12 protein-coding genes and 1 pseudogene are annotated in these 12,820 nt (G+C 64.5%); 5 read left to right on the top strand and 8 right to left on the bottom strand.

All coding sequences use genetic code 11. From position 1 onward, the window contains the following. Positions 1–2: 2 nt before the first annotated feature. The 7 genes from J2Y55_RS05370 to J2Y55_RS05340 all read right to left on the bottom strand — a co-directional run bounded on the left by J2Y55_RS05370 (position 3) and on the right by J2Y55_RS05340 (position 6,327). Positions 3–272: a hypothetical protein gene (locus tag J2Y55_RS05370; protein ID WP_310148809.1), complete on the bottom strand. Its 270-nt coding sequence runs from the start codon at positions 270–272 to the stop codon at positions 3–5. Between the two features lie 52 nt (positions 273–324). Then, positions 325–1,020 (bottom strand): GntR family transcriptional regulator, encoded by a 696-nt coding sequence (locus J2Y55_RS05365; protein ID WP_310148806.1) that lies wholly within the window; start codon positions 1,018–1,020, stop codon positions 325–327. Continuing rightward, a complete protein-coding gene (locus J2Y55_RS05360) occupies positions 1,017–2,054 on the bottom strand; it encodes a Gfo/Idh/MocA family protein (RefSeq protein ID WP_310148803.1) in 1,038 nt (345 codons plus the stop codon). The genes J2Y55_RS05365 and J2Y55_RS05360 overlap by 4 nt, the downstream gene beginning before the upstream one ends. Beyond that, on the bottom strand, positions 2,054–3,211 hold the full coding sequence (locus tag J2Y55_RS05355; RefSeq protein WP_310148800.1) for an ABC transporter ATP-binding protein: 1,158 nt from the start codon (positions 3,209–3,211) through the stop codon (positions 2,054–2,056). Before J2Y55_RS05355 ends, J2Y55_RS05360 begins: the two co-directional genes overlap by 1 nt. Before the next feature lie 9 nt (positions 3,212–3,220). Next, entirely contained in the window at positions 3,221–4,081 is an 861-nt protein-coding gene (locus tag J2Y55_RS05350) for a carbohydrate ABC transporter permease (RefSeq protein WP_310148797.1), read from the bottom strand. Position 4,082: 1 nt separating this feature from the next. Continuing rightward, the gene (locus tag J2Y55_RS05345; protein WP_310148795.1) at positions 4,083–4,943 is read right to left on the bottom strand and encodes a carbohydrate ABC transporter permease; all 861 of its coding nucleotides are present in this window, start codon (positions 4,941–4,943) and stop codon (positions 4,083–4,085) included. Between the two features lie 103 nt (positions 4,944–5,046). Next, complete coding sequence (locus J2Y55_RS05340) at positions 5,047–6,327, bottom strand: ABC transporter substrate-binding protein (RefSeq protein WP_310148791.1); 1,281 nt, start codon at positions 6,325–6,327, stop codon at positions 5,047–5,049. Positions 6,328–6,525: 198 nt separating this feature from the next. On the opposite strand from J2Y55_RS05340, the gene J2Y55_RS05335 reads away from it, so the two are divergent. The 5 genes from J2Y55_RS05335 (at position 6,526) to J2Y55_RS05315 (ending at position 12,677) form a co-directional block, all read left to right on the top strand. Continuing rightward, a complete protein-coding gene (locus J2Y55_RS05335; RefSeq protein ID WP_310148788.1) occupies positions 6,526–8,238 on the top strand; it encodes an IlvD/Edd family dehydratase in 1,713 nt (570 codons plus the stop codon). Positions 8,239–8,389: 151 nt separating this feature from the next. Further along, a complete protein-coding gene (locus tag J2Y55_RS05330; RefSeq protein WP_310148785.1) occupies positions 8,390–9,460 on the top strand; it encodes a DNA polymerase III subunit delta' in 1,071 nt (356 codons plus the stop codon). A 22-nt stretch (positions 9,461–9,482) separates the two neighbouring features. Then, a complete protein-coding gene (gene metG / locus J2Y55_RS05325; protein WP_310148783.1) occupies positions 9,483–11,042 on the top strand; it encodes a methionine--tRNA ligase in 1,560 nt (519 codons plus the stop codon). Further along, positions 11,042–11,857, top strand: a complete 816-nt coding sequence (locus tag J2Y55_RS05320; RefSeq protein ID WP_310148780.1) for a TatD family hydrolase — start codon at positions 11,042–11,044, stop codon at positions 11,855–11,857. The genes metG and J2Y55_RS05320 overlap by 1 nt, the downstream gene beginning before the upstream one ends. A 13-nt stretch (positions 11,858–11,870) precedes the next feature. Further along, the gene (locus J2Y55_RS05315) at positions 11,871–12,677 is read left to right on the top strand and encodes an MBL fold metallo-hydrolase (RefSeq protein WP_310148778.1); all 807 of its coding nucleotides are present in this window, start codon (positions 11,871–11,873) and stop codon (positions 12,675–12,677) included. Positions 12,678–12,720: 43 nt separating this feature from the next. Here J2Y55_RS05315 and J2Y55_RS05310 read toward each other — a convergent pair. Continuing rightward, positions 12,721–12,820: pseudogene (locus J2Y55_RS05310) on the bottom strand (IS481 family transposase); the annotation flags it as partial.

Here is a 12,820-nt window from a genome sequence, read left to right as displayed (position 1 = left end):
TATCAGCGGATGGGATGTTGGCTTGTGAGGGAGCCTCGAGAGAGGCTTTCGCTCAAAGCCGGACGTTCGACGCGTGGCCAGCCAACTTTTCGATCTAAGGCTTTGCTCTCGTATTCGCCGCCATCTCGCGAAATTGTCCCGACAACCCTCTCCAGCGCGGCCTCGTCGATATCGCTGGGCGCGACGCGCACGCTCTCGCGTGCCAGGGTCGCGGCGATGGCACTGGCAAACTCGCCGCCCGCGCCGAGCACCCGCGCGGTCTTTCCCTTCAAGCCGGGTTCCATCTTCAGTCCGGTTCTGCGCTGGAAGCGCTTGGCGCAGCGCTCAATCAACGAGACCGAGCTGCGTCCTGCCCGCGATCGACGCGGTGCGTGCGAGATAATCGGCCTTGCTGGACTGCATGTGATCGATGTTGATCTGCGCGAGCGCCCAGGAATCCGTGCCTTGGAGCAGCTCGATCATGATGTCGTGCTGGCGCAATGAGAGCCGCAAACCCTCGCGGTCGGCGAGGTTCTTCGCCCGCATCGGCAAGGTCAGGCCCATGTAATCCTGCAGGCTGCGCACCAGATACGGATTGCCGCAGGCGCTGAACAAAGCGATGTGGAACGCGTCATTGGTCTCGTGGATGCCGCGCAGATCGCCGGCCTCGGCGTGGCGGGCATAATCCGCCTGGATCGCCTTCAGCCGCATGATGAGTTCGGCTGGTGCCGGCAGCGCGATCATCAGCACCGCCTGCCGGGTTAGCATCTCGCGGACTTCGTAGATCTGTCGGACCTCTTCGGCCGAGTAGGAGCAGACGGTCGCGCCGATATTCTTCTCGCGGCGGACGACGCCGGTGCGTTCCAGCTGAACCAAAGCCTGCCGGATGAAGTGCCGCGTCGCGCCGTAGCGGGCCATCAGGCTGTCCTCGACAAGCCGCGAGCCCGGCGCGAGACGCCCGAAGATGATGTCCTCCTCGAGCCGGCGGAGGATTTCCGCCTGTTCCTCAACACGCGATGCCGATGCCGATGCTTCGCTCATGCCGCGTGTCCTTCTGTTCTGCTTTTGCCCGCCGATTCCCAGCTGGAGAGGCGATAGCAATCCTCAACCAGACGCAATGTTTCGAGATTGTCCTCGGGCGAGGTCTCGAACGGCGTATTCTCGCGCAGGCTGCGGAGGAAATGGGCGAGCGTCGCGGTGTAGGCCCCTTGATAGACCGCAGCCTGATCGAAGCTGATCCGCTCTTCATCGCCTCCACTCGTGAAGACGAGTTCGGCTCCATCGAGGCGGATCATCCCGCGCTCGCCGAGGAGGGTGAGGCGATCGACCTGTTCAGGCTGCGCGCCATATGCGGCAAAGCTCGCGAAGACCGAAACCCCTGCACCGCCGGCCGTTTCGAGATGCAGGACCGCACCGTCCTCACCGAGAATCTCGGGACAGGTCCGGCTCAGCACAGCCGCACGCACGCTCATCGGGCCGAGCAGCATGCGCAGCGTATCGAGATGGTGGATCAGCACTTCGGCCACGAGCATCCTCTGCTCGCCGCGCAGCATAGGTTGTCGCTCCAGAGCGGTCAGCCGCCCCTCCGCATTCGGCACCGTGCCTGAGGTGACAAGCGACAGTGAGGCCGCCTTGACCTTGCCGATCCGGCCCTGCGCAATCCATTGCGCGGCCTGGCGGTAATAGGCACGGAAGCGCCAGTTCTCATGCACCATCAGCCGAACCCGGCCCGTCATGTCAGCGACCAGTTGCCGGGCCTCGTCCAGGGTCGGAGCCAGCGGCTTCTGGCACAGGATAGGTAGCCCGTGATCGGCTGCCAGACGAACCAATTCGGCATGGGCGGCACGTGGCGCGGCGATGTCAACCGCATCGAGGCCGCCTGCCGCCAGCATCTCGCTTGCGCTCCGGTAGCGTGCACCGATACCGAATTCAGCGGCGCGGTTTTCGCTCGCTTTATCCGACGGATCGGCAATCGCCACGATCACGGCCTCCTCGGCAAGCGCCTGCCAGCCGCGCAGATGGTAGAGCGTGACCCAGCCGGCTCCGATCAGCCCGATCCTGAGCGGCAAAGCCATCAATGGGATTTCCGCTGGGCGGCGGCTTTTTGCGCGGCAGGCGTGGTCGCCAAGGCGGGAACCGCCCGGCCGGTCTGACCGTCGAACAGATAGGTGGCCTCAGCGGAAAAGAAGAGTTCGACGGCTTCGCCCGGCGCGGCCACGACATTGCGCGGCAGGCGCGCGATGCACTCCGTGCCGCCTTCAGTCTCGACCAGAAGCAGCGTCTCGGCGCCGAGCGGTTCGACGGCGATGGTACGGCCCCTGATCGAGCCATGCGGCTGGCCGTTCAACGCTGCCGCATCGATCAGCAAATCCTCGGCACGCACGCCGAGTGTCACCTCGCACCCGGCGATGCCGGCAAGCGTGGCGTCAGACCAGCGCGTCAGCGGCGCATCGACTGCGGCACTGCGCGCATGCAGGGCATCGGGGGCGATCGTCGCCTTCAGCAGGTTCATCGGTGGCGAGCCCAGGAAGCGCGCCACGAAAGTGTCCGCCGGCTGCCAGTAGACCTCCAGCGGCGCACCGATCTGCGCGACCCGGCCGGCATTCATCACGCAGATGCGCGTGCCCATGGTCATCGCTTCGACCTGGTCGTGCGTGACGTAGATCATGGTCGAACCGAGCCGATGATGCTGCTTGATGATCTCGCTACGCGTGTTGACCCGAAGCGCGGCATCGAGATTCGAGAGCGGCTCGTCGAACAGGAAGACCTGCGGCTCGCGCACCATGGCGCGGCCAAGCGCGACGCGCTGCCGCTGCCCGCCCGACAGCGCGCTCGGACGACGCGCCAGCAGCGGGGTCAGGCCGAGCAGCCCGGCCGCGTCCTTGACGCGTCGATCGACCTCGTCGGAGGCGATCTTGCGTCGGCGCAGGCCGAAGGCGAGGTTTTCCGCGACACTCATATGCGGGTAAAGTGCGTAGGACTGGAACACCATCGCAATGTCGCGATCCTTGGCCGGCACGTTGTTGACGGCCCGCCCATTGATCGACAGCGTGCCGCTGCTGATCGTCTCCAGCCCTGCTATCATCCGCAGCGTCGTCGACTTGCCGCAGCCCGAGGGGCCGAGCAGCACCATGAACTCGCCATCCCCGATGGCGAGGTCGATATCGTCGACCACCACCGGGCCGCTGCTGCCATAGCGCTTGCTGATCTTGTCGAGTCCGACGACGGCCATGGCAGTCTCCTACTTGATCGCGCCGGCAGTCATGCCGCGGATGAGTTTCTCGGAGAAGAAGACATAGGCGATGATGACCGGGATGACCGAAATCATCACGCCCGTCGCAATCATGCCGATGTCCTGGAAATGGTCGCCCATGAAGGCGCGGATGCCAATCGGCAGCGTGCGCTTCTCCGGGTCGGTGATTAGCACCACCGCGAACAGGAACTCGTTCCAGAGCTGGATGAAGTTCAGGATCAGCGTGGTCGCGATCGCCGGCATGCCGACAGGCAGGACGATGCGCCAGAATATCTCCAGATCGCCATAGCCGTCCATCTTGGCGGCGTCGAACAGGTCCTGCGGGATGCGGGCGAAGAACCCTTCCAGCAGGTAGACCGTCAGCGGCAGCTGCAGCGAGACATAGACGAGGCTGAGGCCGAGCAGGCTGTTGTAGAGATTGTAGTCGACCAGGATCTGATAGAGCGAGATCAGCGTGATCTGCGGCGGGAAGATGATCGACGAGAACAGGATGCCGTAGATCAGCCGGTTGCCGCGGAAGCGATAGCGCGCCAGCGCATGTGCGGCCGCCGCCCCGATCAGCGTAACGACCGCCACGGCTCCGACCACGACCAGCGTCGAATTCCAGAAATAGGTCGCGAAGTCGGAATCGACCCAGGCGCTCCTGAACTGCTCCCAGTGGAACGGCCGTGGCCAGGCATAGTGGTCAGCGCTGATCTCGGCGGTGGTGCGCACGGACATCGTCGCCAGCCAGAGGAAGGGGCCGAGCGTATAGAGGGTGTAGACAGCAAGGATCAGGGCAAGCGCGCCACGGCTGAACAGGCGTGGCATTGGCGCGGGGCGTTGCGCGAGAGCGGAGCTTTGCGCCATCTCAATACTCCAGCCGGTCGCGCGTGCTCAGGAGACGGTTGAGGATCACGACGGAGGCGCACACGACGAGGAACCACACCGTCGCGATCGCCGACGGATAGCCGAGATCGAAGGTGTTCCAGTTGAATGCGCGCTTGTAGACATAGGTCGAGACCGTCTCGGTCGCCCAGAGCGGGCCCCCCTGCGTCATGATCCAGACGAGGTCGAAGATCTTCATCTTGCCGATGAACGCCAGGATGTAGAGTGAAAGCAGCGTTGGCCGCAGCATCGGAATGATGATGTAGCGGAGCTTTTCGCCCCAACCGCAATTGTCGAGTTCAGACGCCTCGAGCACCTCGCGCGGCAGCGAATGGATCGCGGCGAGGCAGACCACCATGTTGAACCCGGCCCATTTCCAGGCATGGGTAACGATGACCGACGCCAGGGCAAGATGGGGATCGCCGAGCCAGGACGAGGCGAGGCCATCGAGCCCGACCGCGCGCAGCATCGCATTCAGGATGCCCCAATCGTAGTTGAAGATCCACATCCACAGGATCGCGACCACGACATAGGACAGCAGCACCGGCGTGAACCAGGCGACGCGCAGGAAGCGGGCGAACGGAACCCCGGCATAGAGCGCCAGCGCCAGCAGCAGGCCAGTCGCGACATCGAGCACCGGCGCAACGAACGACCAGATCAGCGTATTGCGCACCGCGATCCAGAAGGTCTCGTCGGAGACCAGCTCGCGATAATTGGCGAGGCCGACGAAGGTGGCCTCGATCCCCTCGATCGTGAAGAAGCTGTCGAAGATGGTCCGAAAGGCCGGATAGGCGGTTAGCCCGCAATAGACCAGCAGCGCCGGCGCCAAGAATATCACAAGCACGACGCGGCTCGCGCGGCGGGGGTCGGCTAGCGACCGGGCGGTGGTGGACGCCTCCCGGTCGTTCGTCTTGACGTTCAAGGCAATCGCCTCTGGCATGGTCGGCTCACTTCTTCAGGCAAGCGCCGTCCATCTTCTCGGCTGCCTCCTGAACGCTCAGCAAGCCTGCCGGGAAGGCGTTGTTCATGACCTGGACATAGGTGTCGGCGCATTTGGCCCGATAGTAGAGCAGCGGCGTGCCGAAGAAGTATTTCGCGTCCTTGTTGCGTGCGTTCAGCTCAGCGAAATAATCCTTCCGTGGGCTCACGATCTTGTCCTGATCGGATTTGAGCCCGCTCTGGAGCGAGACTTCGCCGATCCACTTCGTGCCATTTTCGGGTGTTGCCATGGATTTCAGCATGGCCCCAGCGCAATCCTTGTTCTTGCTCTTGGAGAACATCACGAAGCTACCGCCGATCGCCAGCGTCTTGCATTCCGGGCAATTGCCCTTGTCCATGGCCGGGAATTTCATGATGCCGAGCGGAAAGTTCGCGGGCATGCCGCCCTTTTCGGGCTCGGCGAAGGCGCGTCCGGTGAACCAACTCGGATCAGGGAAGGTCAGCGCGCCCGGCGTATTGTAGAAATAGAAATGGGATTCGCCGAGCTTCAGTGTCGCGAAGCTCTTGGGATAGGCGCCGGCGTCGACCAGTTGCTTGACCCAGTTCATGACCTCGACGACACGCGGGTCTTTGAAAGACAGCTCGCCGTTGAGCAGCTTGGCGTAGTCGTCGGAGCCGAGCTTGCGCAGCAGCGACTCGAACAACAACTGGCCGCCCGGGAAGGGCCGGTCGCCGACGCCTTGCGAAACCGGCGTGATGCCGGCGGCCGCGCCCTTTTTCACCAGATCGAGGAACTGTGCCTGAGACAACTGGAAGGACGCGGGAACATCGACGCCGACCTTCTTGACCAGATCCTTGTTGTAATAGAGCTCGACCGTATAGGCCTCGACAGGCACGCCGTAGACCTTGCCCTTCGAGGCCCAGGCCGGCTTGGCCCAATCCTCCAGATTCGCCAGATCGACATAGGAATCGAGCGGCTCCAGGAAGCCGCCTGCCAGGAACTCCGGCTGGTCGGGCTCCATGTAGAAGATGTCCGGCGCCTGGCCGGTGCGCACGGCCGACTTCGCCTGGGTGTAGATGTCGGCTTTCGGGATGAAGCTGAGCTTCACCGAGCATTGCTTGTTGGCCGCCTCGAATTCCTTCACGCGGGCCGCAACCCAGTCCTTCTTGGCCGGCTCGTCGGGCCAATTGCTCCACATCGTGATCTGCTTCTCCTGGGCGAGCGCGAGGCCCGCATGGCCGAGGGAAGCAGCCGTCAGGACGGCTAAACCGATAGCGCGAAGTCTCATGATGCGTCTCCTCCGAGATTGGTTGTTATTATTTTGCGGGGAGGCTACCCGGGCGCATCAGATTGTCAATAATTAATATCTAATGGGAGCTCCACGTGCGTTATTGAGGCGAATGCCGGCATTTATTATTGACAATAAAAGGCTTCGCGGAGATGTTTCGCCGCGACTTGGCCGGCCTCGGCCGCAGGAGGAACGATAATGGCCAAAGGCCTGCGCAAGGGACTGACGAGCTATGGCGACGAGGGGTTTGCGCTGTTCCTGCGCAAGGCCTTCATCAAGGCGATGGGCTATTCCGACGATGCGCTGGATCGTCCGATCGTCGGCATCACCAACACCTACAGCGACTACAACCCCTGCCATGGCAATGCGCCGGCACTGATCGAGGCGGTGAAGCGCGGCGTCATGCTGTCGGGGGCGATGCCGATGGTGTTCCCGACCATCTCGATCCATGAAAGCTTCGCCCATCCGACCTCGATGTTCCTGCGCAATCTGATGGCGATGGACACCGAGGAGATGATCCGGGCCCAGCCGATGGACGCGATCGTCGTGATCGGCGGCTGCGACAAGACATTGCCGGCGCAGATCATGGCGGCCGCGAGCGTCGACCTGCCCACCGTCGTGGTCCCGGTCGGGCCGATGGTGGTCGGCCACCACAAGGGCGAGGTGCTGGGCGCCTGCACGGATTGCCGGCGTCTATGGAGCGCGCATCGCGCCGGTGAGATCGACGAGGCCGAGATCGAGACCGTGAACAGCCGCCTGGCGCCTTCCGTCGGGACCTGCATGGTGATGGGCACGGCCTCGACCATGGCCTGCATCACCGAGGCGCTTGGCCTGTCATTGCCGATGAGCGCGACGATTCCAGCCCCCCATGCCGAGCGTATCCGCTTGGCCGAAGCCAGCGGCGCGGCCGCCGCCCGCATGGCGGTCGATGGCGGTCCGCGGCCCAGCGAGTTGCTGACGCCGCAGGCCTTCCGCAATGCGACGGTCGTGATGCAGGCGATCGGCGGCTCGACCAACGGCATCATCCACCTGACCGCGATCGCCAATCGCACGCCGCATCGCTACGACCTCGACATGCTCGACGAGATCGGCCGCAAGGTGCCGGTCCTGGTCGATCTCAAGCCCTCGGGCGCCCATTATATGGAGCATTTCCACCATGCCGGCGGCGTGCCCAAGCTGCTCGCCCAGCTCGGCGAATTGATCGACCTCGATGCCGGCACGGTCGCGGGCGGGACATTGCGCGATATCGTCGCCAAGGCCGAGGATGTGCCGGGGCAGGACGTGATCCGGCCGCGCTCGGCCCCGATCAAGGCCGAGGGCTCGATGGCGGTGCTCTACGGCAATCTCGCCCCGGGCGGTGCGATCATCAAGCAGGCGGCGGCATCCGCGCGCCTGCTCCAGCATACCGGCCGGGCGGTGGTGTTCGACTCGGTCGAGGACATGGCGGCCCGCATCGACGATCCCGAGCTAGACGTCAGCGCGGACGATGTTCTCGTGTTGCGCAACACCGGTCCGAAAGGCGCGCCCGGCATGCCTGAGGCCGGCTATCTGCCGATTCCGAAGAAGCTCGGCCGCCAGGGCGTCAAGGACATGGTGCGGATTTCCGATGCCCGCATGAGCGGCACGGCCTTCGGCACGATCGTGCTGCATATCACGCCGGAATCGGCCGTCGGCGGGCCGCTTGCGCTGGTCGAGAGCGGCGACATGATCCGTCTCGACCTGGCCGGCCGCCGCATCGATCTCCTGATCGACGATGGCGAATTCGAGCGCCGCAGATCCCTGCTGAAGACCTCGCCTTCGCCCGCAATGCCCAAGCGCGGCTATGCGCGGCTGTTCCAGCAAACCGTGCTGCAGGCCGATGAAGGCTGCGATTTCGACTTCATGGTCCGCCCGCCTGATGAGGCGTCGTGACAGTCCTCCCGGGTCTCGTCGGCCTGAGGCCACCACTTCTCGCATTGGGCGCATCGATCGCGGTGGTTGACGTTTCCACCGTGCCGGAAACGCTTGCCGTCGTGGTCAGGATTGTGCTCCACCAGCGCCTGCGATTGTCACAGGACGCCTGATGCGCGCGACGAGCGACGAACCCGACCGGTTGCCGAATGCCCCGCACCCGCGCGAGACGCTGGCGCTCGTTGGGCATGGCACGCAGGAGCAGGACTTTCTCGAAGCGTTGCGCTCGGGCCGGATGCACCATGCCTGGCTGCTGGGCGGGCCGGAAGGCATCGGCAAGGCGAGCTTCGCCTATCGCGCCGCGCGTTTCATGCTGGCGGCCGGTGACCCGGCCCGGCGTGCGGCAGATGTCGCCTCGCTCGCCATGGCGGAAGAGGATCCCGCCAGCCGGCGCATCATGGCGCAATCTCATCCCGATCTGCATGTACTGCGCCGGACGCAGAAGCCCGATGGCAAGGGCTACACCAGCAATATCCCGGTCGATTCGGTTCGCCGCGTGCTCGACCGCTTCGGTTCGAGCGCGGCCGAAGGCGGCTGGCGCGTCGCCATCGTCGATTCCGCCGAGGATATGGACCGCTCGGCCGCCAATGCCCTGCTGAAGCTGCTGGAGGAACCGCCGCCGCGCGCGCTCTTCCTGATCGTGGCGCATGCGCCCGGCCGCATGCTGCCGACGATCCGCTCGCGCTGCCGGCTCCTGACCTTCGCGGCTCTGGATGAGGCCGCTATCGCGCAGGCTGGCCGGATCGCGCTGGAGCGAATGGGCGATCCCTTCGACGAATCGGCCCTGTTGCGCGCAGCCAGCTTCAGCGACGGCTCGGTGCGCCGCGCGCTCACCTATGTCGATCCTGAGACGTTGGCGCTGGTCGAGGCCGTGCGGGCTCGGCTTGATGCGCTTCCAGGCATCGACCTCACGGCTTTGCTGGCGCTCGCCGAGGATGTCGCCGGCAAGGCGGGCGAGGGCGACTTCGCGGTGATGATCGACACCATCCAGAGCTGGCTCGGCGACCATCTCCATGCCCATGCCGCAGCAAGTCCGGCGCGCCTTGCACCGCTGGCGGAGGTATGGGAAAAGCTGGGACGCGCGGCCCGAGAGGTGGACACCTATAACCTCGATCGCCGCCCTCTCGTGATGACGATGTTTCATGATCTGTCGGATGCGGTTGCCCGCTCGCGCGCAGCGTGAAGCGAACCCTTCGGACCGGACTATGGCCACGGCGCCCAAATTCTATCTGACGACCGCCATTCACTACACGAATGGTCCCCCCCATATCGGCCACGCCTATGAGATGGTGGCGTCGGACGCGATCGCGCGCTTCAAGCGGCTCGACGGCTACGACGTCTTTGCCATGACCGGAACCGACGAGCATGGCCAGAAGGTGCAGCGTACGGCAGCACAAAATGACCTTGCACCAAAGGCTTACGTCGATCAGATCGCGGAACGCTTCAAGCAGATGGAGGCGCGCCTCGGCTGCTCTTTCGACCGCTTCATCCGCACCACCGACGCAGACCATCTGCCTTCGACGCATGAGCTCTGGCGGCGCCTGGAAGCCAATGGCGACATCTACCTCGCCAAATATGCCGGCTGGTACTCGGTACGCGACGAGGCCTTCTACGCCGAGAAGGAAACCACGCTGCAGCCCGACGGAACGCGGCTCGGCGGGCAGGGCACCCCGGTGGAGTGGGTCGAGGAGGAGAGCTATTTCTTCCGCCTCAGCGCCTATCAGGACCGTCTCCTGAAGCTCTATGAGGAGGTGCCGAATTTCATCTCGCCGGAGACGCGCAAGAACGAGGTCGTCAGCTTCGTAAGGAGCGGGCTGGAGGATTTCTCGGTCAGCCGCACCACCTTCGACTGGGGGCTGTCGGTTCCGGGCGCACCGAACCACGTCATGTATGTCTGGGTCGACGCCCTCAACAACTACCTGACCGGCTGCGGCTTCCCTGACGAGAACAATCCGCGCTGGCATTACTGGCCGGCCGATGTCCACATCATCGGCAAGGACATCGTGCGCTTCCACGCCATCTATTGGCCCGCCATGCTGATGTCTGCCGGTCTCCCGGTGCCTAAGCGCGTCTTCGGTCACGGCTTCCTGCTCTCCAAGGGCGAGAAGATGTCGAAGTCGCTGGGCAATGTCGTCGACCCGTTCGAGCTGGCGGACGCCTACGGCGTCGACCAACTACGCTATTTCTTCCTGCGCGAGGTCTCCTTCGGCCAGGACGGCAATTACAGCCATGAAGCGATCGTCGGGCGCATCAACGCCGACCTTGCCAATGATCTCGGCAATCTGGCGCAGCGCTCGCTCTCGATGATCGCCAAGAACTGCGAGGGCAGGGTGCCTGCCTGCGGCGCGCTGACAGAAGGCGACGACGCCATGCTCGCGCTCGCCGATGGCGCGCTCGCCAAGGCCCGCGACGCCATGCAGGATTTTGCCCTGCATAGCCTGCTGGCCGAGCTCTGGGCCCTGGTTGCCGAGGCGAACCGCTATTTCGCCGCGAACGAACCCTGGCGCTTGACCAAGAGCGATCCTGCGCGCCGCGACACCGTGCTCTATGTCACGGCCGAGGTGCTGCGGCAGGTCGCGATCCTGGTGCAACCGGTGATGCCTGAAGCGTCCGCCAAGCTACTCGATCTGCTGGGCGTCGCGCCTGACGCCCGCAGCTTCGCCGCGTTGGGCAAGTCCGGCCGCCTGGCCGCCGGGATCGCGCTTCCGGTGCCGAGCGGCATCTTCCCGCGCTATATCGAGCCGGAGGCCGGCGAGGGCGCCTGATGCTGATCGATACGCATTGCCATCTCGATTTCCCCGATTTCACTGAGGACCTCGACGCCTTCGTCGCGCGCGCCGAGGCCGCCGGCGTCGGCCGCATGGTCACGATCTCGACCCGCGTGGCGCGCTTTCCAACCTATGCGGCAATCGCCGAACGCTTCCCCTCGGTCTGGTGCAGCGTCGGCACGCATCCCCATGGCGCGCATGAGGAACTCGATGTCACGGCCGAGCAGCTGGTTGCGCTGTCGCGCCATCCGCGCTGTGTCGCCATCGGCGAGGCCGGGCTCGACTATCACTACGACAAGAGCCCGCGTGAGGCGCAGGCTCAAGGCTTGCGCACCCATATCGCCGCTGCGCGGATGACGCAGCTGCCGCTCGTCATTCACGCCCGCCAGGCCGATGACGACATGATCGCGATCCTGCGGGAGGAGATGGGGAAGGGCGCCTTCCCCGCCATCCTGCATTGCTTCACGGCAGGCGAGGCGCTGGCGCTTGCCGGGGTCGAGATGGGGCTTTACGTGTCCTTCTCCGGAATCCTGACTTTCAAGACCTCGGAGGAGCTGCGCCGGATCGCGCGGCTCGTGCCGAGCGACCGCCTCCTGGTCGAGACGGATGCGCCTTATCTCGCGCCCGTCCCGTTCAGAGGCAAGCGCAACGAGCCATCCTATGTCGTTGAAACGGCGAAGGTTCTGGGTGAAGCGATCGGCGTTGGATTCGACGAGATCGCGGCCCTGACCACGGCCAATGCACGCCGTTGCTACTGGAAGATGGACCACGCCGCACCCCAGGCCCAACGCCCAGAGGCCCAATGCTCATGAGACTTCGCTTAGCATGGCGCTGACGGTCACCATCCTCGGCTGCGGCTCGTCTGGCGGCGTGCCGCGCCCCGGCTCCGGCTGGGGGGCCTGCGATCCCGCCGAGCCGAAGAACCGGCGGCGGCGCTGCTCGATCCTGGTCGAAAGCGTCGGCCCGAATGGAACGACCAGCCTGATCGTCGACACCTCGCCCGATCTGCGCGAGCAATTGATCGACGCCGGCGTGATGCATCTCGATGCGGTGCTGGTCACGCATGACCATGCCGACCACACCCACGGCATCGACGACATGCGCGCGCTGGTCATGCATATGCGCCGCAGGCTGCCGGTCTACGCTGACGAGCGTACATCCGCGACGCTTGCCCTCCGTTTCGGCTATATCTTCGAGACGCCGCCCGGCAGCACCTATCCGCCGATCCTGGATCTGAAGCCGATGCGGGTCGGCAGCCCCTTGACGGTAGAGGGAGCCGGGAAGCCCATAGAAGCGCTGCCTTTCGCCGTCGAGCATGGTCCGGGCTATGAATCGCTCGGCTTCCGTTTCGGCGACCTGGCCTATCTCCCGGATGTCAGCGTCCTGCCGGCGCAGGCCAAGGCTGCGATGGCCGGTCTCGACATCCTGATCCTCGATTGCCTGCGCGAGACGCCGCATCCGAGCCATTTCAACCTGGAGCAGTCGCTGGCGGCGATCGCAGAACTCAAGCCGCGCCGCACGATCCTGACCAATCTGCATAGCGATCTCGACTATGCGGTCCTGTCCCGGCGCTTGCCGGCGGGGATCGAGGCGGCCTTCGACGGCATGACGATCACGTCGAAGACCGGGTAGGGCGCCTTAGGTGAGATTCTCGGGGCAAGCCCGAGAATGACATCTAGTTGTGGAGCCTCAACAGGTTGTCCTCGTCGAGAGCGAGTCTGCTGATTGGGGTTTTGGCCTGGATACCGCCGTGCGGTCGATGCCAGTTGTAATGG

It is taken from the genome of Allobosea sp. BE125 (assembly GCF_031456075.1).
Lineage (GTDB): Bacteria > Pseudomonadota > Alphaproteobacteria > Rhizobiales > Beijerinckiaceae > Allobosea.
This window is presented reverse-complemented; position numbering and strand designations above follow the sequence as displayed.